We start from the raw sequence: 21,699 nt of genomic DNA on the forward strand, positions 1-21,699 counted from the left end.
GTCGCCCCTTAAAGAGGCAGACACTCAGTCATATCAATCAAAGGTATATTTCCCCTCTAACATAAACGCAGGTTCTCTCCAGTTGACGCCCCTGGTAATTCGGGTACCACTCATTTCTATGAACCCTGCATCACGCATCTTCCAGACAAGATACAACAACCCCATATTGTCATTCACATGCGCCCAGCTAGCCCGATTGTAAAGTCCATCAAGCCGAGGAAGATCGATGCCTAATTCATTTTTGGTAAGAAATAGAATTACCTCTTCAGGTTTCTCGTTGAGCACGATGGTTGTTATGACACTCATTACTTTGCTCCTCCTAATTGTTTGTATTCTCTATCGACTTGCTTGTTATCTGCCTCTATAGTTTCAGGCGTGTAAAGTGACTCAAATTCAACATTTAGTTTGTAGTCTTCCAGTGTTGCGGCATGAGTATTGTTCCAGATGACACCTTCATCCTTCGGATTTACGCCGTCAGCCACCCCTAATGCTCTGAAACGTTCAAGCTCTCTGAGTTCATGAGTATAGAAACGCTTGTCGATAGCCGTGACTACTAATTTACCCTGGAGAATTTTTTCCAAGCGCTCAATCATGATGGCATTGGCATCCGAAGGATCGAATCGGCCCGTATGCACTTTCACCAGGTCAATACCCGCTTGAGTCACGGTAGCACTCGTCCAATCGAGATCAAGGATCGGGCCTCCCGCTTTGGCGGGATTGTACAATCGACCGCTGTACTTTCCTCTCGTGGTAGCCCCTTCATAAGGACTATTGAAAACAACGTAAATCGGTGCCAAGCCGCTGGCGATCGGAAAGCAGTAAATACAATCCCTGAAGTCAGGCGACTCGAACGCAGGCAATGTTTCGGGCTGCACGAGTAGTGGCAACAGCTCAACGCCTGTATAAAGCGGTACCTCCACTGGTCTGGCAGGTGACGTTGTCGAACTGCTTTCCCAGTGGATAATAGGAAAACTGAGGGTGATGGGTGGCATGTCGGCGGAGGTGAAACTGTAGCTGTTAGTCTTCTGGTCGAACTCTAGCGCTCGAACTGGCACCGCTGGCGAAATCCTCCCTCCCCCCGGTGTTGCAACGAGTGTGTATTGGCCAAGGTCACCATAAATCCGATACGGAAGATCGATGGTTCCCTGGACAGCGGCGATTTCGATCAGATTAGTCGGTGCATCTGGCAAGATCGCACCACCAGAGAGTTTGAGAACCGTTTGAGGATAACGCTCGCCATTACCCAGAGCGGGTGAATAGAGTAAGGTGCCAATACCAATGGCCGTCGCTCGACTGAGAAGTGCTTCTCCCAAACCTGCCAACAACAGAATGCTTCTACGGATCGCTGCCTCGAAGGTCCAGCCGTCCGCGCTTTGGAGAGCAGCGGCACCCGCGACAGTTACCACCTGTGCGGCTTGACCAAAGGTTAAATTGAAGCTGCGGGCAGTTTCACCTCTAGCCAGGGCAGAATGGATCGCAGCATCTATAGCTGGAGAAGCGTCCTCTAAGATGGAAACAGCCTCGACAAGAATTCGTTTAACATAGGCGGCCGTCAGAGATCTCAGGAAGCTTTCATAAAGGCCTAGGCGTTCTTCCTCGTGTTCTACGGTATCCACATAAGCCGCGAATAGCTCGGCACTTTCCATACGGTCTAACGACAAAGCATCTATGCCAAAAAATATATTCGCCTCAGACCAACTCGCATTCATTCGAACTTGTTGCAGAAGCTCGACAATCATCGCTTTCTTTTTTAAGGCGTTTTCCAACTCATTGAATAGGTGAGTATCAATAGTCGCATTTATGCGCATCTCTATTTCATTTCGCACACTCATCGTGCCATTCGAAAATATGCCTCCTATTTGATCTTGCACCGAATGCCCTATAGCTACCAACTTTGAATATGGGTTGTGTTCTTTATCGATAGTTTCAATTCGGTAATCCACAGTAACCGTCGGAATAGCTCCATCCCAATATAGAACACTGTCAAAGCTTGAAGGAAATCCGGGATATTCCTTGTGTGAATTGAACAGAGCGTTCGACGATTTTAAAGGCGGAGGAAAAGCAGTAGATTTTTGCATGCAGCATCCCTTGCAATAATTTGAATTCCACGCGATTTGAAGCAGCCAACTTATGCCGCAACAACGAAACTCTATCAACCGTAAAATATTTACCGCATATGCCGTGCTTAGAGATGGCCAAACTTCAATACCAACTGTTATCCATAGTAAAATTTCTTACTTAAAAAATTCCGATTGCAGGCGAATATTTTGGTGCATTTCGTATAGATTGATGGCTGCTACCCGAATTTGACTCAGCAGCAACACACACAACCGGTCTACCTCAGGTGCAGAGAACAAAGGGATGGTTGTGAGTTGATAGATGTGATTTGGCGGCGAAATAAATGAAAACGGGCGCTTAAAGGGTCAGTTTCTTCGGCCTGACGAAAAGATAAATCCCCTTTCTGTGCCCGTTTCTACCGTTTTCTATTCATCGCCGTGCTGCCGGCAGAGGAATTCGCGTATCGCTTCCGCGGTTCGCCTGGCGCTGGTCACCACGAAAAAATGCCCCTCGCCCTGCAGAACGTGGAGTTCGGCACGGCGTATGGTGCGTCGCAGGATGTGCGCGTTGTACAGCCGCACCAGGGTGTCGCGTTCGCCGGTGAGGATCAGCGTGCGATGGCGCAGACGGAACAGCCGCAGCAGGCTGGTCCAGCCGACCAAGGCGGTGAGCTGGTGGTAATAGGTTCGCGGGTTGACCGTGAGCATGCCGTTCACCACACCGAAACGCAGCAGCGTCTGTATCGAATTGCGCGAGCCTTTTTGCTTGCGCAGTTTGGCGCTTTTGCTCCTGCCAAAAAAATCCAGGATGTCGGCGGGCTTCACCAGCATCGCCGGGCCGGCCGAGGTCGCCGCGAGGATCAGCCGGCGCACCATGCTCGGGTAACGCAGGGCGAATTCTTGCGCCAACGCACCGCCCCAACTCACGCCGAACACATCGACCTGGTCGATTTCCAATTGCCTGAGCATCTCGGCGATCAGGTCGGCATGGCGCGGCAGACGCATCGGCCAGTGGGGCATTTGCGACTTGCCGACCCCAGGCACGTCTAACGTAATGGTCCTGTAGTCCACCAATTCATCGCGCAAGGGATCGAAGGTACGGATCAACCCCCCCAGGCCGTTGAGCAAGAGCAGCGGTGAGCCTTGGCCGCGGATTGAAACGTTCAACTGCAAGTCATTAACGGTTAATTTGTGCGTTGTCATGGTTTCCCCCTTGGCCTACCCGCTATTAAGACAGCGTCTGGCGTTTTGAGACTGAAATAGGTGTAAACCTATTACAGGACTAGACAAACTGTTTGGGTTTACAAGGGAGCGGTCGGGAACCGTAGATAACAAAAAACCCGCACTAGGCGGGTTTCCTGGGTGTTTCGGATGGTGTTGGAACCACCTGAAAACGAAAGGTGGTGCCCAGAGACGGAATCGAACCGCCGACACGGGGATTTTCAATCCCCTGCTCTACCGACTGAGCTATCTGGGCCGCGGCGCAATTAAACGTTTTTTACTGCTGGGGCGTCAAGCACCAAATCAAAAAAACTTAATGAATACCTATACTTATGATTTTCCGTAATTTGGAAAAGCACAAAGGAACACAAAAGGGACCGACCACAAAAGGAATTTATTTTTTAACCTGTCCCCTGTGTCCCTTAGTCGTCGAGGCTTTCGGGAAGCCCCCGGTGCTCTGGCCGCGTTTTTCACCTTGAATGAAGCGCTTCATCAGTATTTTCGCCCTGATTACGTGGCATCTACTAATGACTTCTCATGAGTAGCAAAATCATCTTCTATCTTTTGGAACCCCCCGGAAACGTTTTCGCTCTGTGAGTCCATTACGGGTCCGATTGCTGCCCTTCACGACGGGCACTGATCGGCCAAAAGCGGCCCTTCACGACCAGTTAAATCCATGTCGCCTTAGGGCAAGCAGCCCTACCAAAAGCGGTCGGTGAAACAGGGCCGCTACTATCTCCATAAATGGGGTATTTCACCCACCTGAACGAGCCCCATGAAAGACAGGACACCGTTTCCCCCTTACGATAAGGGATAGGCAAACGGTTATGTTTATGACTAACAGCAATGATAAGAGTGGGGAGCTTTTGGGCCAGGAGCGGCGGCGCCGCTGGAGCCCAGAGCAAAAACTGGCCATGGTTCGCGAGAGTCTTGAGCCAGGGCAAAGCGTTTCGGTGGTGGCTCGGCGCAACGGCATCAATGCCAACCAGCTGTTCCAGTGGCGCAAGCTTTACCAGGACGGCAGCCTGTCGGCGGTCAGTGCTGGCGAAGCCGTGGTGCCTGCCTCCGAGCTGAGCGATGCGCTCAAGCAGATCCGTGAACTGCAACGGATGCTGGGCAAGAAAACGATGGAAGCAGAAATCCTCAAAGAGGCCGTGGAGATCGCCCGGTCGCGAAAATGGATTGCGCACTCACCCTTGTTGCCGGGGGACGACCAGTGAAGCTGGTCAGCGAATGTCTCGGTGTGGCGCGCTCGCAATTAACGGTTCGAATCAAACAATCGGTATCGCCCAAGGCACGGCGAAGCAGACCTGTGGACGACGCTGAGTTGGTGGTTGAAATCCAACAGCAGGTCAGGGAGTTGCCCAGCTATGGCTACCGTCGTGTCTGGGGATTACTGCGTCGGGAACGTGAAACCCAGTCGCTGCCGGCGATCAACGTGAAGCGGGTTTACCGGGTCATGCGTGATCACAACTTGCTGCTGGAGCGTCGACTCAAACAGCCCGGCGTGCCGCGGCGGCACGAAGGCCGTATTGCGGTGCAAACCAGCGATACACGTTGGTGCTCGGACGGCTTTGAGTTCCGCTGCGAGGACGGCGCCAAACTGAGCGTGACCTTTGCCTTGGACTGCTGTGACCGCGAGGCCATCGGCTGGGTCGCGAGCCCGACCGGGTACAGCGGCGATGATATCCGCGACTTAATGCTGGAAAGCGTGGAGAAGCGCTTCGGTGATCAACTGCCCGCCACGCCGGTGCAATGGCTAAGCGACAACGGCTCGGCCTACACCGCCGAACAGACGCGCCTGTTTGCACGGCAGATCGGCTTGCAACCGGTGACCACGCCAGTGCGCAGCCCGCAGAGCAACGGTATGGCCGAGAGCTTCGTGAAGACGATCAAGCGTGACTACGTGGCGCACATGCCCAAGCCGGATCGAGAAACGGCGCTGCGTAACCTGGCCATTGCCTTCGAACACTACAACGAGCAGCATCCGCACAGCGCCTTGAACTATCGCTCACCGAGGGAGTTCAGGCGATTGGCGGCAGCATCAATTTAACAGGGAGTTGGTGTCCGGTTTTGTAGGGGCAAGTCCACCACCCAATCGGGCGTTTACCACCTAATTTGTGGAATATTCCCCACTCCCCCTTTCTCTCGCTTAAAGCACTCAAAAACAGCTTGTTAATTAATTTGAATTTTTTCTTCGCCCTATGGTAATGGCTCATTAGTTGCACTACCGCCCCTGGTACCCGCATCAGCTGTCACCGCGACCTTTACCTATCAGGCCAGCGATGCCAAGCGCGCGGAGTCGGCTCCGGCGACGGTGTCCGTGGCGGTCTCGGCAGCGGTCGTCGAGAACCTGATCGTTACCAGCGCTACAGTCACCGCCCGCAGCAACAGCCGCTACTACTGGGTCCTGTCCGGCACCACCTCGCGTGGCACGGGCAATACCATCACGGCGACTGCCACGACCACATCCGGTCCGCTGAACCTTGGCACCGCCACCCTGACGCTTACGCCCACAGGCGCGCGCTGGCAGATAGCGGTGACGACCACCGGCAGTGGTCCGTCGCCTGGTCCGACGGTGACCATCAAGTCGGCCTTCGGCAAGACCGTGACGGTGCCGATCACCTTCCGCTGAGTTTCAACTTACTTTAGCGATGAGGGCCTCATAGGTTTCGAGGCCCTTCTGCTATAAGCAAATCAGCGGATCTCATCGATCAATACGAAGTGTCTGTCGTGCAGGTCACGACCTCTTGCCAACCAAGTACCCTGTAGACAGTGTCAATTTGACGCACGAACTTCAAAGGCCCGCCAGTGTTTCCATCATTGCCTGTTTCCCCTGCTGGGGAATGTTGAGTCCGAGTTTCAGAACTTCCCATGAACCCTCTGAACCCTCATGACTCTTCTCTTGTAAATCACCCCAGGTCTCTTGGACTATGTATAAACTCTGCCCTGAAGGCGCCAAATGCGCCGGTGGCGCTTTTCAAAGGAAGGGTGTCGCCGTTTCAGAACTATTTAAGGAAGCAACATGCCTCATCAGCCTTTGGCAGTTCCTCTCGCTGCAATAAAGGACGTCGGATCCGGAACGGCTAAGCAGTTTGCGGCAAAACTCAAGGTTCGGTCTGCAATCCTCTTTTTGATGGCCGTCTGCATGTCCCTGGTGGCGGTGGCTATCTGGGAGGGCTGGAACTCCCGCCAGTATCGTTTGCATGACAAAGAAGTAGCTATGTCAAACCTTGCGCAAACCCTGTCATCCCAGGCACAAGCGTCGATCAAGCAGGCCGACACCGTTTTGTTCAGCCTGGTAGAGCGCCTTGAAATCGATGGTATGGGCCGCGACCGGTTACCCCGATTAGGACTGTTGCTCACTGCCCAGCGCAATGAACTGCCTCAGTTACACGGCCTGTTCATCCATGACGAAAAAGGCGAGTGGGTAGCGAGTTCGAGTAAATTTCCCCCATCAAGCACCAATAATTCCGACCGCGAATATTTCATCTTTCATCGCGATCATCCAGAGCGTGGTCCGCATATCGGGCCCTCGATAAAAAGTCGCACCACGGGCGACTGGGTCATGCCGGTGTCGCGCAGGATTAATCATCCCGATGGCAGTTTTGCCGGCGTTGTGGTGGCAACCCTGTATCTCGATCATTTTCTCAAGCTCTACAACAGCATCGATATCGGCGGTAATGGGGTCATCAGTTTGATCTCCGACGATGCCAGGATCGTGGCGCGCCGCCCTTTTAATGAAGCTGTACTCGATACCAGCGTCGCCAAAGGCCCGCTCTTCATGCAACTCTTGCCCAAGGGACCTTTTGGCTCGGCAATCGTTAAATCCTATGTGGACGGTGTGGAACGAATCGTGGGATTTCGGCGAGTCGATGAATATCCACTCATCGTTTTTGCAGCTCACCATAAGGAGGAAGTCCTGGCGAGCTGGCGGCAAGAGTCGTTGCTGACCGCGATGATAGTTGCTTTGCTGATGGCAATTCTGGGTGTGCTCGGCTTTCGCTTTATCAGACTGATGAAGGGGCAGAATCATATTCAGAACGAATTGCTGGGCACTCAAGAAAAATTGATTGAGGTCAATCGAACGCTTGAGTTGTTGGCGCTGGAGGACGCATTGACCGGGCTGGCAAATCGGCGTCAGTTCGACCTTTTCCTTCGTGCAGAAATGGGGCGCGCCAAACGCAACCAACAGAGCCTTGCGTTACTGATGATCGATATCGACGACTTCAAGTGCTTCAATGATCAATACGGTCATTTGTCTGGAGACGACTGTCTACGCACCATCAGCGCGATCATCGGAGCGAACATCAAACGGCCCGGCGATCTCGCCGCTCGCTATGGCGGCGAGGAATTTGCCGTGGTCTTGCCTGGAACTGACTATGTGGGGGCATTTCTGGTGGCAGAGAAAATCCGGCATGCCGTGCAGCAAGCGGGAATCGAGCACAGCGAAAGTGCCCAGGGCATCGTCACGGTCAGCCTTGGCGTAAGTGCATGTAAACCAACAGTTGAAGACTTACCCAAAGCCTTGATCGGCGCCGCTGACAAGGCTCTCTATGTAGCCAAAGCCAGCGGAAGAAACATGAGTGTGATCGCCAACGAACCCCATAACGGATCAGCAAAGGTCAACGAAGGGCCGAGAAACCTCACAGGTGGTGAGTAGGCTCTCCGATGGTGTCGTACCTGAGTTCAGGCAAGCTGAAAGTCCAACTTTTTCAACAAAATCAGCTGATGGTGGCCTGTCGCGAAGGGCTGCAAACGGCCCAGATTGTGTAAAAACTCCGGCGAAGGCTCGACTGCTTAGAAAACGACACCTCAACTGGCGAGATCGATCTGGATAATCCGCTCAACTTCATCGTGAGGAACGCCGAGGCCGCGAAGGATGTACTGCACCATGCTCTCCACTGCACTCGCTGGGCGCTCCCCCTCGAGGATCTTGCGCAGCAGGTAAAGCATGCCGCCTATGATGCAGTCGACGGTTGAGGTGATATCGACGACGTCGAAGACCTTGGAGTTGTTTCCACTTAGAATATCCCGAGCCAGGGGGTTGCCCATGGTCGATATCATGTCGTTGATGCTGTACACCGAGTGCACCAGAAACCAGCCCCAGACCGGATCGGTAAGACCGCGGTGGATGGTTCTACGAATGTTGACCCCGACTCTTTCGGCGATGCCGGCCTCTGGCGAGGTTCCCGCATCCAGCGCCTCGATCATCAGCATGGCGTCTTCGATGAAGACCGCGCGGGCGACTTCTTCTTTGCTGGAGAAGTAGTTGTAGAAAGAGCCGAAGGACAACTCGGCTTCCTCGGTGATGTCGTTGATCGCGGTGGCTTCGATGCCCTTGCGGCCCATTACCGAGCGGGCGGCCCGCAGCAGTCTGTTGCGGGTACGCAAGCGGGCCTTTTCATGGATACGGGGTTGGCGCGGCGGGGTTGCTTCAACAGCATCGGGGGAAGCGGCGGGTAAGGCCTTGCCCTTTTTAGCAGCCGGGGCTTGCGCTTTCGGGCGTTTGGGCGGCTTGGCCTCGGGCGTTACCTTGTCTTTCATGTCACTTACCATCATCGGCGCTAGAGCAATCGGCCCAAGGATACTCGAGTCCGCAGGGGCATGACAGTGGCCAGCCCAGTGCGCGAATGGCGGTGCTTCGTTATCCCAGGTTGGCCCTGGTGATAACGAAGCATCCACGCAATGACGTCACTAAAATTTCTTGCCCAGCCCGGCAAAAAACACGCCGGGTAGCCGCCGCCAGAGCGGTGTTTCAGCTAGCCAAGATCAAACCAGCAGGTGGCCGGGTCGAGGGCATGCAACTGTTTGTAGGCCCCCGAGAAGAACAACAGCGGACGGCCGTCCGACTCCTCCAGTGCCTCGACATCGGCGGTGTAGATCAAATGATCGCCGCCGACATGCACGGCATTGGCGCGCACCGCTAATTGCACCAACGCACCGTCCAACACCGGCGTCTGGGCCAACTGGCTGAATACGGGCTGCTGATCAGGGATGGGGCGACCGCCGAAATGGCTGCTGACCGCCTCATGCTCCTCCCGCAGAAAGCTGATGCCAAAGGCATCGCCCGCCTGAATGCTGCTGGCAAAACGCGCCTGGGTGCGCACCGCGATCAGCACCATGGGCGGGTCCACCGACAACGACATGAAGGCATTGGCCGTCATACCGGTGGGCTGGCCTTCATGGATGAAGCTGACCACGGTAACGCCCGTGGCAAACTTGCCCATCACGCGGCGAAACGACCGCGCATCTACGTCACAAACTTGCATAACTTGGACTCCTCGTCGATACGCACGATCACGCCGCTTAGATAAAAGGCGTACCCGGGGTAATGCCGCAGAGGATCCGGCCGTAGGTTTCGAAATTGGTGTTGGGGCTGACGATGCCATGCAGCGACGCGATGCGGGCATCCTGCCAAATCTTGGCCATGGGGTTATTGACCGCCGCCAGCGAGCCGCCTGAAGCTGAGGCCAACAAATCGACGGCTTCCCAGATAAGCTTTTCGGCGTATCCGACATCGCGGCGTACCTTGGCGCGTTCGAGAAAATCCATGTAGCTGCCGGAAGCGGCGCTGATGTCCATGGCGTCTGCATGGCGTTCGAGGATGGTGCGCGCCGCATCGATTTTGGCGGAGGCTTCACCGACTTGCAGGTGAGTGATCGGCGCCTCGGACTGCTTGGCGTACCAGGAGTATTGAATGCCCCGACGTGGCAGGGTTTCCAGAAAGGTTTCCAGCGCTGCTACGCCCAGTCCTAGCGCCGGGAAGGCCAGGATTATCGAAAGCATCGGCATGCACGCAGTGCGGAACAGCGGTTCATCCGCCAAGTGGGTGGACAGGTATTTCCCCTCGATGGCCTGGGAGACTGACGCGATGCGCGCCTGCGGCACGAACACGTTTTTCACCGCAACGCTGGAACTGCCGCTGCCGCTGATCCCGATCACATTCCAGTCGTGCAGAATTTCGATCTGTTCAACGGGAATCAGCGCAACGCCTTGGTCGACCATATTGCCGCTGGCGTCCACCAAGGGAATTCCCAGCATGTCCCAGGTAGCGTGATAAACCCCGGAGTTAAAGCCCCACAGCCCCTCTTCAATCAGGTAACCGCCTTCCACCTTCTTGACCACCGCCTTGCGCGGCGACAGCACGCCCACTACGCGCGCCGGCTTGCTGCCACGAAATACCTCTTGCGCCGCAGCTTCGCCAAAGAACGTAGCGGCGGACCAGGTGGTGACATTGATCAGCGCCGTTACCCAGGCTACCGAGGCGTCGGCGCGACCCAGTTCGGCCACCACGTTGAGGAAAGTGCGCACCGAGACAGCCTCACCACCGAACTGGCGCGGCGTAGTCATGCTTAACAGACCGCCGGCTTCGAGGTCCGCGATGGTCTCGGCGGGCAGGCGGCCGAGGGCTGCGGTTTCCTGGGTGCGAGCCTTGAGCGTAGGGATCAGAGAGCGAGCGTAGTCCTGCAAAGCAAGGCCGCGATCGCTAGGGCTATCGATGGTTTGCACTGGGGCTGCTGGGTAAATCGCGTTCATGATTCATCCTTTTTTGGTGTTGTTTTGTGATGCTCATGTCCAGGAGCGAAGGCCGGGGCAGGAGTTATTGATATAGTCATCATATTTGATGATGTCATCAATAGTTTTCTTAGAGTGTTTGACTCTTACGATCACAACATCGGTGCGCAATACGTTCTAAACGTACTCGGCCTTGTGTCTGTGACGCGGGCTTGGGGGGTGCAGCTGCTGCACATGGTCGAGTACCTGCCTTCGATGCAGCAGATGGTGGCTCGGCGCAACGTGAAGCCCGCGAAGTTCCCGTTGGACCCCAAAGCCACGCCGCTCTACGCGATGGTGTGCGGTTGGCCGCTCGACGACCAGCGCGCGCCTGGAAAGATCACCGTCGCCTATGCCGAACGCGACGACGCCAATACGCAGGTCAAGGAGTCTGCTCAATGTGCGTTGGGTACCGGTGCCCGCCTCGCGCGCCGTGAAGAACTTCCAGGCCATGGACTACTGCGGCGAGGTCGCCAAGACAAAGAAGTCGTCAGCCTCGCTCTGGCTAACCACGACCACCGAGTAATCGGCCCTGCCAGACAATGAGCAAGGAGCGAACGATGTCGGCCTGGACGTTATGCGGATGTGTTGTGCCAGGGTTAGCGAATGAGATTCACGGCGGTGGCACGGATCAAAATTTCTTCCTGTTGAAAACGCTCTTCAAGATCACGTTTGTAACTTTGCCACCAAAGCCGATCAACAACTTCCACCATGACCTCATAGATGATGATGTCGTCCTCTGATCTCTCGTTGCCTTCCTGTAACGAGATACCTTTCGCTGGATTGCGGATGAACGCCGTCACTCCTCCGAACTGGTCGGTCAAATGCTCCCGCACACGGCGGTAAAGCTCGACCGGCTGCGGTGTGCCATCGTTGGTGTTGAGCGGTAGGAAGACCTCGATCAAGTGCATGATGATGACCTCTCCAGGAGCGATTTGTCCTGACGCCAGACGCGAGCTAGCGCTTCATCGGCTTTTCGCTGAAGGTCGCAGCGGTCATGTGCCAGTTCAGTTCTCCTGGCTGACGGTACGATCTGATCGACGTCCGAATCGACATTCAGCAATAGCGCCGAGAGGCTTGCGTGCATGATCAAGACGGCGGCGACCACATCGCATTGCAAGAATGGCTTTACACAGGGTAAGCCTCTCTGCGCAAGTTCGATGCCTTGAAGGCAGCCTCTCGCAGCAGCGAGTGCACCCAGGGTAACTTCCAGGGTGCGTTGCTGACTGTGACCTTGAGCGTCAGCCAGTGGCTCTTCGATATAAGCACTGAACGCTCGAACATCATTGTCGGCGTGGGCCTTCATGACGTCCATCAGTTGCTCCGCCTCATGGATGGATTTTTTTCGCTCGTCTTCCAGGCTGCGGGTATCGGATTTACGTAGCGCCATGAGCAGAAGCGCAAGGCCGAAGCTGGCACAGACGCATGACGTGGCACCACAGCTTGGTACCGATGTATCGGCCGCGATTTTGTCTCGAAAAGACTCAAGGCTTGATAACCAGATGCTCATCCGCAGCATATCCTTCAAGGCAGGGGTTTTCTTTGGAGTAACCCAGTGCATCCCCAGTGCAACGCAAGGGACAAACGGTCTGGGTATACACTTCAGGAACCATCGAAATTGAATAAAGAGTCGGCCATGGATCTCATATTTCTGGGTACCTCATCAGGTGTTCCGACCCGAAATCGAAATGTGAGTGGCACCGCTCTCATAGAGTCCTCTGGCAGGGGTTGGTATCTGGTGGATTGCGGTGAAGCCACTCAACATCAAGTGATGCGCACCCCGCTGTCTCTACGGGAGCTACGCGGGTGCTTCATCACCCATGTACATGGCGATCATTGCTTCGGCTTACCCGGCTTGCTGGCCAGTGCCGGCATGTCGGGACGTTTCGAACCACTCGATATAGTGATGCCGGTTGCACTACATCCCTGGGTGCGCCTCAGCCTGACCGTCAGCAAGTCCTGGCTGCCCTTCGAATTGCATCTGCACGCGAGCGAAACATTCAATGGCTGGCAAAATGGCAAGGTTCAGGTCAACACCGTTGCCCTCTCCCATCGCGTTCCCTGCCATGGCTATGTTTTTGCCGAATCAGATCCTCATCCGCGACTGGATATTCAACGTCTGGAGGCCGAAGGGATTCCTCGTGGCCCGCTGTGGGGCGAGATGGCGCATGGACGTGAGGTTGAACACGCCGGACGTGTAATCCGTGCGGAGAAATATTTGCGCCCTGCGCGCCCCGCTCAACGGATTATTATCTGCGGCGATAACGATACCCCTGAACTGTTGGCAGAAGTGGCTGCTGGTGCGAATGTGCTGGTACATGAGGCGACTTTCACTCAGGCATTGATCGATCATAATCGCGAGAATTACGGGCACAGCAGTGCCGCCGCCGTGGCGCGTTTTGCCGAGTCAGCCGGCATTCGCAATCTGGTTCTTACCCACTTCAGTGCGCGCTACCAGTGCAATCCCGAGCGAAGTCCGTCCATCGAAGATATACACAAGGAAGCAGCAGCACACTTCACCGGAGAGCTGGTCCTGGCGCGAGATCTGCAGCGTTATCACCTCGACCTGGACGGTCGGTTGAAAGTCGTCATGGGCCGCTTGGCGTAATAGTAATCACGCTCGGGGAATCCAAGGGCACGGTCAGCAGCCTCACGGCGCACAAATGACGGCCAGCGCCGGTCCTGATACCATAAACCTAATGTTAGGCACTTGGGTGAAAGACAGCGTGAACAAGCGCAACAGTGATGCAGACTTCAAGACCGAGCGACCGATGCTGGGGGCCGAACGCGGCGTTACCCAATATCAGCGATTAGCTTCCCTGCTGAGGCACCAGATCGCGAAGGGTGAATACCCACTCGGCGCACAGCTGCCGACGATCACGAAACTGGCGGACGACTTGGGCGTCGCGGTCGTGACTGTCCGGCAAGCGTACGAGCTGCTTTCCAAGGAAGGGTTGATCCGCAGCCAACGGGGTGTCGGCACCCACGTGGCTGCGTTGCCCGCCGCCACGGGCGACCTCGAACTGACGATCAACGATCCGTTCGCCGCACCGCAGGCGCTTTCCTACGAGATACTCGAAGTCCGGCACCACACTCAATTGCCCCAAGAACTGCTGGGTGCGGACGATCGGTCGGCGGACGACAACGTGTGTGTCCGCAAGCTGCATACCTATTCCGGCGAGGCGTTCTGCTATGCCGAGATTTACGTGTCCACCGCGGTCTTCGAGTCGCTGCCCAAGGACATCGCCAGGAAAAGGAAGCTGCTCGCCGCGGTGCTCGACAAACTGGGCACCCGCGGCAAACGCGTGAGACAACGCGTTTCTGTGATGCCTGCGGATTTTCCTCTGTGCGACCTGCTGAAGATCCCGTTTGCCTCTCCCGTGGCGAAAATGTCACGGTGCCTCGTCGACGGCAAAGGCAACGTGCTGTACGCCGGTGTCACCTGGTATCGAGGCGACCGCTACGTTGCCGAGATCGACTTCCCTGCGTCCACATTGAAGATCATGCCCGGCATGACCGAACCCCAACCGGGCATGGTGGGTGAGCGCAAGCGCGATTAGAAGCGCTCGTGCGGACCTCTGCGTAAACCCGGCGCGGCTACTTCCGCCTTCTTTGAACAGTCGCCGCTAACTCGTCCTGCCGTGTACGCCAGATCTCGTACCGGCCGGCCAGAATCTCTGCAGTCACGCCCCTTGAGGTGCTTGACGAGGGTCTTTTTTCATGGCAAAACTCCTAACATTGGATTTTTAGGTTTAAGTCTCGTTGGAGGTTCGATGCGGATGAATGTCGGCAGTGCATTGGCCTGCACGACAGAACCCGACGCTGAGCAGGTTCTCCATGTCGAAGACGGACAGATCGAGGCCAATCCACTACCAAGATCAAATGAAAGGAAATGGCATGGGTAACTTCACAGTAACATCGCCTGAATTTAAAGATCAGGAACCGCTGCAACGGGTGCATGAGTTCGATGGCTTCTACGGCACCGGCCAGAATCGTTCGCCCGCGCTGCAATGGCAGGGCGCGCCGGAAGGCACCAAGAGCTTCGCGTTGACGCTGTACGACCCGGACGCGCCTACCGGCAGCGGCTTCTGGCACTGGATTCTGTTCGACATCGATTTGTCCGTCACCCAGCTCGCCGCGGGCCTGGGCTCCACCGACGCCACTGACCTGGGCGCCAGTGGCACTCAGGTCCCCAACGACTATGGCACCGCCGGCTATGGCGGTCCCTGCCCGCCCGCGGGCTTGCCCGCGCACCGCTACATCTTCACTGTGCACGCGCTGAGCGTTCCCAAGCTGGAGCTGCCGGCCAACCCGACCAACGCGGTGGTGCGCTTCCTGATCCACCAGAACACACTCGCCACGGCCACCCTGACCGGCCTTTACAAACGCTGAATGCACGCGCCGGTGGTCACCCTGCGCGCATCCGTTCCCGCGCGCAGGGGCTGCGGTTAAGCCGGTTTACGGCCAAGGGCAATCTTGCCGGCGCCTGAACTTGGTTGTTGTCATTGACGCTACTCCATCTATATTTTTTGTTATGGATTGGTACGCGCAATACTTTTGCCGGCAGCGCCGACCACGCTCACGACCTGGCCCTCAAACCATGTTATGAAACTGTCCTCCTGGCTTTGCTCATGCTCACGCCGCTCACAACGCAGTGCGCGCAATGGTTGTCATTCTGTTTTCCCGGCGACGTCCATTCCTGCCGGTATCCGCTTCTTGATTTTCGAGATCGTGTGAACCTTCACCTGGCGAGCCCACGGTCCATCAATGGTTCGCAGAGTCTTGGGTACGAGATGCGTCAAGCCGAGCTCATCGCTAAGCTGCGATAGAACCGTCTCTATATCGAAGGACAGGTTGGTGACAAGAACGTCGTCACCGTGAAATACGAGGCTGTTCGACCAAAGAAAGCCGATAGGCGCACCGTCGCGATTGATTCCGCCGAAATCGCCGAGCTTGGCAATCACACGACCCTGGGTCGGCTCCAGCACGAGAATCTCGTTGGACTGGTTGCACGCGACCCAAAGGTTGTCGTGCTCGTCGATGATCAGACCGTCGGGCCCGCCGCCGACACGGTTGACGAAGACTTCAGGCGTACCGGGCTCGAGCGTCGGGCCTGTCACCGGAATCTTCACAATGGTGTCGTTCGCCGTATTGGCGACGAACACCGCCGTCTTCTGGTTATTGAACTTCAGACCATTGGCGCCGATGGTTGGCGGTATACGCGTCGGTTTGAGCAGTGGGCTGCTGACCCATGCCGACGCTTCGCCGCCCTCGGGGCCGACTTTCCAGATGATGCCCTGATGCGCATCGGTCACGTATACGTTGCCGGCGGCGTCGAACGTTATCCCGTCGAGGCCGGGGTGCTGGCCCGTGACCGTCATGAACACGGACGAGGCACCCGACACGGGATCGACGCTCAGAACCTTCGCGGCCTTGAAGTCGACCACGAGCAACTGGCCGGTCCGGGGATGAAAGCCGAGGTCAAGCAACAACCTGCTCGATCCCTTGATGTCGACAGTGCGCAAATGCTTGCCCAGCGGGTCGAACACGAGAAGCGCTCCCTCGCTCGTACTGGGTTTGTCCGCCGCCACCGTGACGACATAGACGTTGCCCTCGCGGTCCACCGTGATCCCCTCGGGATGTGCCTCACCGGCGGGCAACGTGGCGAATGTCTCGACCTTGCCCCGCTCCCAGGCCATTGTGGCGAGCGGCGTCGCCAGGAACGCCAGCGCCAGCAATATCGGCATCGTCTTCGCTTTGTTCATTCTCATGTCGACGTTCTCATTATTGTTATAAGTGTTTCTGGATGCGCACAGGTGCGCCGTAACCCGGGCGACGGCAGCGCCCGCGCACTCAAGCTCTGGATGCGGTTTATCGTATTGCGCAGATCAATACGATTTAGGCAGGCCAAGCGCCTGTTCGGCGACGTAGCACAGCGCGAGTTCCTGCGTCACCGGCGCGACCAGCGACAGCACGCTTTCGCGCAGGCCGCGCTCGACGTGGTACTCCGTGGCATAGCCGAATCCGCCGTGTGTGCGCACCGCACGCAATGACGTCTCGAAACTGGCCTCGGCCGCCAAGTACTTCGCCGCCGTGGCCTCGACGCCGCAGGACTTGCCGGCGTCGTAGAGCGCCGCCGCCTTCCACATCAGCAGCTCGGCCGCTTGCAGGCGCATCCAGCATTCGGCAAGCGGATGCTGGATCGCCTGGTTCATGCCGATCGGCCGCCCGAACACGACGCGTTCCCTGGCATAGTCCGTCGCACTCGTCAGCGCCGTCTGCGCGGCACCGAGCGCAGAGGCCGCGACGAGGATGCGCTCCGGGTTCAGACCGTGCAGCAGGTACCTGAACCCCTGGCCTTCCTCGCCGATGCGATCCTCGACCGGGATCTCCAGACCGTCGATGAACAGTTCGTTCGAGTCCACGGCCTTGCGCGCCATCTTCTCGATCTCGCAGATGCGCACACGCTTGCGGTCGAGGTCCGTATAAAACAGCGTGACGCCGTCCATCGGCCTCGCGCATTCCTCGATCGGCGTCGTCCGGGCCACCAGCAGGATCTTGTTGGCGTGCTGCGCGGTCGAGGTCCAGACCTTCTGGCCGTTGACGATGTAGCGGTCGCCCGCGCGGCGCGCGAAGGTTCTGATGCGTGTGGTATCAGAACCGATGTTCGGCTCGGTCACGCCGAAGCAGGCGCGATCCGTGCCTTCGATCAATGGCGGCAGAAAGCGCCGCTTCTGCGCCTCGCTGCCGAATACGACCACGGGCTGCGGGCCGAACAGGTTCAGATGCACCGACGACACCGCCGCCGAGCCGAGTTTGCCGATGGTGCGCATCACCATTGCGGCTTCCGAGATGCCGAGGCCGGCGCCGCCATGCTCTTTGGGCATGGTCACGCCGAACCAGCCGCCGCGGGCGATGGTGTCGCAGAATTCACTCGGCCAGCGTCCGTCGCGCTCGCGCTCGAGCCAGTAATCGGCACCGAAGTCGACGCAGATCGCCTCGACGGCGTCGCGGATCGCGAGCTGGTCTTGCGATAAATCGAAATTCATGCGGGCAGTTCCTGCAGCAGGCTTTCGGGCACCTCGACCGGCAGGTCGAGCAGCATCTGCCCCATGCCCTTGCCGAGCGGGTCGTTGCGCAGCGACGCCATGCCGCCGCCGCCCAGTGCGCGCTCGCAGAGGAGGTTGATGGCATGAATGCCGGGCAGTTCGTAGCGGTGCACCGGCCCCAGCACCAGGTGGCCGAGGTAATCCTTCACGCGTTCGGGCGTCACCTGCTCGATCAGCACCGGCAACAGTGCCGGATGGCGGGCGATCAGGCCGATATTGGACGTGTCGCCCTTGTCGCCGCTTCGCCCGAGCGCGATTCTCACCAGCGGCACGGTCTGGCGTGGACCGGCGGGCAGCGCACCCTCGATGGGCGCCAGCCGTTCCGGCAACACCTCCGGTGTTGATGGCGGCAACGTCACGGTGAACGTCGTCTCGCCGAGCGTGACCGTCGGCGTTACCTGTTCTTTCGCAATGAGCCAGGCGAACTGCCTCAAGACCGGCGACACGGAGGGACGGCCACCTGAACCGGTCGTGCCCGGCGACCATGACGTGCCGGGGGCGGCGAACTCGCGGCTGTACAACTCCAGCGCGCGTCGGTCGGCATGCGTCGCGGTCAGGCGCAGCACGACTTCGCGCGTCGGCAACGGCCGGGCGTGCGGGCCGTAGGCCGACTCGGTGCCGAGCAGCTCGATGCGCGTCGCCAGGAAGTCCGCGAACCCGTTCTCGCGCAGCAACCGGCGGCCACGCTCGAGCAGCGCTTCGCCGGTGCGCTGGGCTTTTGCGGCGGCATCGATCCCGACGATGGTGAGCTGCCCGGACACCTTGAAGCCCGCCGGCGCAGTGGCGCTGACCTTGTAGGTAGTGGTCGGCGGCAGGCCGCGCGCACCGGTCACCCGCACGCAATGCGGCCCGACTTGCTCCAGGCGCACCTGGCGGAAGTCGCAGATCACATCCGGTAGCAGATAGCGGGCCGGGTCGCCGATCTCATACAAAAGTTGCTCGCCGACCGTCCCGGTCGAGACGAGCCCACCGGTGTCCGCAGGCTTGGTGACGACGAAGCTGCCGTCGTTGCGGCACTCCACAATCGGATAACCGATGTTGGCCCAGTCGGGCACCGCGGCCCAGTCGGTGTGCAAGCCGCCGGTGGCCTGACAGCCGCATTCGATGATGTGGCCGGCGAGACTGCCCGCGGCAAGCCGGTCGAAGTCGTCAGGCGCCCAACCGAATTCGTGCATCAGCACGCCGAGCGTGACCGCACTGTCGACGCAACGGCCGGTGATGACGATGTCGGCACCTGCGTCGAGTGCCTGCGCGACCGGCAACGCGCCAAGGTAGGCATTGGCCGTCACCAACCGTTCCGGCATCCGTTCGCCGTTGTACATTCCGACCGTGCCGGCCGCCCGCATGGCGGCCGCCAGTGGCAGCACGTCGTCGCCTTCGACGATCGCGATGCGTACCGCCACGCCGAGTTCGTCGGCCAGAGCCTGCACCGCCGCGGCGCAGCCCTTCGGGTTCACGCCGCCGGCATTGCTGACGATGCGAATGCCCTTCTCTACAGCCTGCTTTAGCACCGAGCGCAGCGCCACCGTGACGAAGTCGATGGCATAGCCTTCCTCGGGACGCTTCATGCGTGCGCCAGCAAGGATCGACATCGTCAGCTCGGCGAGATAGTCGAACACCAGGTAGTCGATGTCGCCCTGGCTTACCAGTTGCATAGGCCCGAGGCTGCTGTCGCCCCAGAAGCCCGAGGCGCCGCCGATGCGCACGAGCTTGTTCGCGGCTTTCGAATTCATTTGTTGGTCCATTGCGGTTTCCTTTTGTCCTTGAATGCGGCGATGCCCTCGCGCGCATCCTGGGTCATGGCCAGCAGGCCGATCTGGCCTTCGCCGAACGCGATAGCCTCTTCGAACGACATCGAGCGCATCGCCTTCATCGCATACAGCCCACGGCGTAGCGCGGTGGGCGAGTTGCCGAGCAATCGCGACAGCAGGCGCTCGATCGCACCGTCGAGGTCATCCGCCACGTCATTGATCAGGCCGATCTCGCGCGCTCTCGCGGCATCGATCGGGTCACCCGTCAGGCAAAGTTGTACCAGGCAGCGCTGCGGCACTTGGGCTTGCAACACGGCGAGCACCTGCATCGGGAACACGCCGACCTTCGCTTCTGGCAGGCCGAAGATCGCGTGCGGGGCAGCGATGGCGAGGTCACACATCGCGAGCAGGCCCATGCCGCCGGCCATGCAGGCGCCGTTGACCCGGGCGATGAGCGGCACGTCGAGCGTGCGGGCGGTGCGCAGCAGGTCGGCATAGGCGATGGTTGGCGTGGCGTAGTCGAACGCGAACGAATCCGCGCCCAGGTCGGCACCGGCGCAGAACGCCTCGTCGCCCGCGCCGGTGAGCACGACAGCGCGGATCGAGTCGTCCGCCCGGGCGCGCTGCAGGGCTTGCTGCAGCGCCGCGATGACGTCCGCGTTGAGCGCATTGCGGCGCTCCGGGCGGTCGATGGTGAGAATCAGCCGACCCTCCTGCCGGCTTTCTTGAAGGACCGTCGTCATGTCTTGACCTCCGTTTCCTTGGGTACCGTCGTCACCTGGGTCACGCTGGTCAACACCATCTCGCGGATCTGCTCGGGCGAGTAGCCAGCCTCCGCGAGCACTTCCTCGCTGTGCTCACCCAAAAGCGGCGGCGGGCGCAACGGCGGCAGCGGTGATTGCGGCCATTCGCTCGGTACCGCCATGGTCCGCAACACGCCCTCGGTGGGATGCTCAAATTGTTGGAAGAAGCCGATGTCCTTCAGGTGCGGATCCTCCAGCAGGGTCTCGAAGGTATGCGCCGGGAGTACCGGGATGCCGAGCGGCCCCAGCAGCTCTTCCCATTCTTTCGTGGTCTTGGTTTTCAGGTTGTCGGAGAGGATTTCGTACAGCACCTCGACATGCTGCGTGCGTGATTCGCCGTCGGCAAACCGCGGGTCGCTCTCGAACCGCTCGGCCTCGCCGACCACGCGCATGAAGGCCTTCCACTGGTCGTCGGTGTAGACGACCAGACATACAAGACCGTCCTGCGTGGCGTACGGCCGCCGATGCGGGTTGAGCAGTCGCGGATAGCCGAAGCCCCCGCGCGGCGGAATGAACGTGTGGCCGTAGAGGTGATCGCCCAGCATCATCTGCGCGGTCGTCTCGAACATCGGCACATCGACCGACTGGCCGCGTCCCGTGCGTTCGCGCGCAAGCAGCGCCGCGCAGATCACACCGAACGCGTACAGGCCCGTCGCCCGGTCCGAGAGGTTGAGCGGTGCATAGCGCGGTACCTCGGACCCCGCCCGCACGCTGGCCTCGGGGATCGCGACGGCGGCCTGGATCAGGTCGTCGAAGGCGCGCGAGGACGCATAGCGGCCGCGCTGGCTGAAACCGAAGGTGCCGACGTAGATAATGCGCGGGTTCACCTGCCGTACCGCTTCGTAATCCAGCCCGAGCCGCTGCATGGCCTGCGGCCGAACGTTGTAGATCAGTGCGTCGGCAGTCTGCGCCAGTTTCAGCAGCGCCTCCTTGCCGACAGGATTCTTAAGGTCCAGCACGATGCTGCGCTTGTTGCGGTTCAGGTTGAGGAACAGCGGACCGGCGCCAGCTCGGCCACCGGGCCCGGTGGCGCGCAGCATGTCGCCACCGGGCGGCTCCACCTTGATCACGTCGGCGCCAAGGTCAGCCAGCATCTGCGTGGCTGAAGGTCCCATGACGACTTCGGTGATGTCGATAATGCGCAGGCCGGCGAGCGGCCCACCCTGGCTTGAGTTGTTATTCATTCGGTCCGTGCTCCTCT

Annotated in this window: 19 protein-coding genes, 1 tRNA gene and 1 pseudogene; 7 read left to right on the top strand and 14 right to left on the bottom strand. The window is 58.5% G+C overall.

What is annotated here, in order from left to right:
- Positions 1–33: 33 nt before the first annotated feature.
- From ACA058_RS19550 to ACA058_RS19565, 4 genes are all read right to left on the bottom strand, one after another.
- On the bottom strand, positions 34–306 hold the full coding sequence (locus tag ACA058_RS19550) for a hypothetical protein (protein WP_497635495.1): 273 nt from the start codon (positions 304–306) through the stop codon (positions 34–36).
- On the bottom strand, positions 306–2,078 hold the full coding sequence (locus ACA058_RS19555) for an S-type pyocin domain-containing protein (protein ID WP_497635496.1): 1,773 nt from the start codon (positions 2,076–2,078) through the stop codon (positions 306–308). The genes ACA058_RS19550 and ACA058_RS19555 overlap by 1 nt, the downstream gene beginning before the upstream one ends.
- A 405-nt stretch (positions 2,079–2,483) precedes the next feature.
- Complete coding sequence (locus ACA058_RS19560) at positions 2,484–3,260, bottom strand: alpha/beta fold hydrolase (protein WP_497635497.1); 777 nt, start codon at positions 3,258–3,260, stop codon at positions 2,484–2,486.
- A gap of 198 nt (positions 3,261–3,458) precedes the next feature.
- Positions 3,459–3,534: transfer RNA gene (locus ACA058_RS19565), tRNA-Phe, on the bottom strand.
- Positions 3,535–4,111: 577 nt separating this feature from the next.
- Here ACA058_RS19565 and ACA058_RS19570 point away from each other — a divergent pair.
- The 3 genes and pseudogenes from ACA058_RS19570 (at position 4,112) to ACA058_RS19580 (ending at position 7,941) form a co-directional block, all read left to right on the top strand.
- Positions 4,112–5,331, top strand: a protein-coding gene (locus ACA058_RS19570) for an IS3 family transposase (RefSeq protein WP_497635498.1) whose coding sequence is annotated in 2 segments (ribosomal slippage) — positions 4,112–4,457 and positions 4,457–5,331 — 1,221 coding nt in all. Because the reading frame shifts where the segments join, the coding sequence is not laid out codon by codon here.
- Between the two features lie 201 nt (positions 5,332–5,532).
- Positions 5,533–5,913, top strand: a pseudogene (locus ACA058_RS19575) (copper oxidase); the annotation flags it as partial.
- A gap of 390 nt (positions 5,914–6,303) precedes the next feature.
- Positions 6,304–7,941, top strand: coding sequence for a sensor domain-containing diguanylate cyclase (locus ACA058_RS19580; protein WP_497635499.1), 1,638 nt, complete (start codon positions 6,304–6,306; stop codon positions 7,939–7,941).
- Positions 7,942–8,093: 152 nt separating this feature from the next.
- Here the strand turns inward: ACA058_RS19580 and ACA058_RS19585 are convergent, their stop codons facing one another.
- The 3 genes from ACA058_RS19585 to ACA058_RS19595 form a co-directional block, all read right to left on the bottom strand.
- Positions 8,094–8,825, bottom strand: a complete 732-nt coding sequence (locus tag ACA058_RS19585) for a TetR/AcrR family transcriptional regulator (RefSeq protein WP_497635500.1) — start codon at positions 8,823–8,825, stop codon at positions 8,094–8,096.
- A 215-nt stretch (positions 8,826–9,040) separates the two neighbouring features.
- Positions 9,041–9,550 carry a flavin reductase family protein gene (locus tag ACA058_RS19590; RefSeq protein ID WP_497635501.1) on the bottom strand — a complete coding sequence of 170 codons (510 nt, stop codon included), beginning with the start codon at positions 9,548–9,550 and terminating at the stop codon, positions 9,041–9,043.
- A 37-nt stretch (positions 9,551–9,587) separates the two neighbouring features.
- Positions 9,588–10,817, bottom strand: coding sequence for an acyl-CoA dehydrogenase family protein (locus ACA058_RS19595; RefSeq protein WP_497635502.1), 1,230 nt, complete (start codon positions 10,815–10,817; stop codon positions 9,588–9,590).
- Between the two features lie 213 nt (positions 10,818–11,030).
- On the opposite strand from ACA058_RS19595, the gene ACA058_RS19600 reads away from it, so the two are divergent.
- On the top strand, positions 11,031–11,381 hold the full coding sequence (locus tag ACA058_RS19600; protein ID WP_497635503.1) for a hypothetical protein: 351 nt from the start codon (positions 11,031–11,033) through the stop codon (positions 11,379–11,381).
- A gap of 53 nt (positions 11,382–11,434) precedes the next feature.
- On the opposite strand, the gene ACA058_RS19605 is transcribed toward ACA058_RS19600, so the two are convergent.
- Together ACA058_RS19605 and ACA058_RS19610 are read right to left on the bottom strand one after the other, a co-directional pair.
- Positions 11,435–11,746 carry a hypothetical protein gene (locus tag ACA058_RS19605; protein WP_497635504.1) on the bottom strand — a complete coding sequence of 104 codons (312 nt, stop codon included), beginning with the start codon at positions 11,744–11,746 and terminating at the stop codon, positions 11,435–11,437.
- Positions 11,737–12,345, bottom strand: a complete 609-nt coding sequence (locus ACA058_RS19610; RefSeq protein ID WP_497635505.1) for a cyclodeaminase/cyclohydrolase family protein — start codon at positions 12,343–12,345, stop codon at positions 11,737–11,739. The genes ACA058_RS19605 and ACA058_RS19610 overlap by 10 nt, the downstream gene beginning before the upstream one ends.
- Positions 12,346–12,471: 126 nt before the next feature.
- Here ACA058_RS19610 and ACA058_RS19615 point away from each other — a divergent pair, with 126 nt between their 5' ends.
- From ACA058_RS19615 to ACA058_RS19625, 3 genes are all read left to right on the top strand, one after another.
- Positions 12,472–13,443: a ribonuclease Z gene (locus tag ACA058_RS19615; RefSeq protein WP_497635506.1), complete on the top strand. Its 972-nt coding sequence runs from the start codon at positions 12,472–12,474 to the stop codon at positions 13,441–13,443.
- Between the two features lie 118 nt (positions 13,444–13,561).
- Positions 13,562–14,395 (top strand): GntR family transcriptional regulator, encoded by an 834-nt coding sequence (locus ACA058_RS19620; RefSeq protein WP_497635507.1) that lies wholly within the window; start codon positions 13,562–13,564, stop codon positions 14,393–14,395.
- A 337-nt stretch (positions 14,396–14,732) separates the two neighbouring features.
- Positions 14,733–15,227: a YbhB/YbcL family Raf kinase inhibitor-like protein gene (locus tag ACA058_RS19625; protein WP_497635508.1), complete on the top strand. Its 495-nt coding sequence runs from the start codon at positions 14,733–14,735 to the stop codon at positions 15,225–15,227.
- A gap of 278 nt (positions 15,228–15,505) precedes the next feature.
- Here ACA058_RS19625 and ACA058_RS19630 read toward each other — a convergent pair whose 3' ends face one another.
- From ACA058_RS19630 to ACA058_RS19650, 5 genes are all read right to left on the bottom strand, one after another.
- Complete coding sequence (locus tag ACA058_RS19630; protein ID WP_497635509.1) at positions 15,506–16,600, bottom strand: SMP-30/gluconolactonase/LRE family protein; 1,095 nt, start codon at positions 16,598–16,600, stop codon at positions 15,506–15,508.
- Between the two features lie 123 nt (positions 16,601–16,723).
- A complete protein-coding gene (locus tag ACA058_RS19635; RefSeq protein ID WP_497635510.1) occupies positions 16,724–17,884 on the bottom strand; it encodes an acyl-CoA dehydrogenase family protein in 1,161 nt (386 codons plus the stop codon).
- Positions 17,881–19,689 carry an acyclic terpene utilization AtuA family protein gene (locus tag ACA058_RS19640; RefSeq protein WP_497635511.1) on the bottom strand — a complete coding sequence of 603 codons (1,809 nt, stop codon included), beginning with the start codon at positions 19,687–19,689 and terminating at the stop codon, positions 17,881–17,883. Before ACA058_RS19640 ends, ACA058_RS19635 begins: the two co-directional genes overlap by 4 nt.
- Positions 19,674–20,438 (bottom strand): enoyl-CoA hydratase-related protein, encoded by a 765-nt coding sequence (locus tag ACA058_RS19645; RefSeq protein ID WP_497635512.1) that lies wholly within the window; start codon positions 20,436–20,438, stop codon positions 19,674–19,676. Before ACA058_RS19645 ends, ACA058_RS19640 begins: the two co-directional genes overlap by 16 nt.
- Positions 20,435–21,682: a CaiB/BaiF CoA transferase family protein gene (locus ACA058_RS19650; protein ID WP_497635513.1), complete on the bottom strand. Its 1,248-nt coding sequence runs from the start codon at positions 21,680–21,682 to the stop codon at positions 20,435–20,437. The genes ACA058_RS19645 and ACA058_RS19650 overlap by 4 nt, the downstream gene beginning before the upstream one ends.
- Positions 21,683–21,699: the final 17 nt, after the last annotated feature.

Source organism: Pseudomonas sp. LBUM1649 (assembly GCF_059716155.1).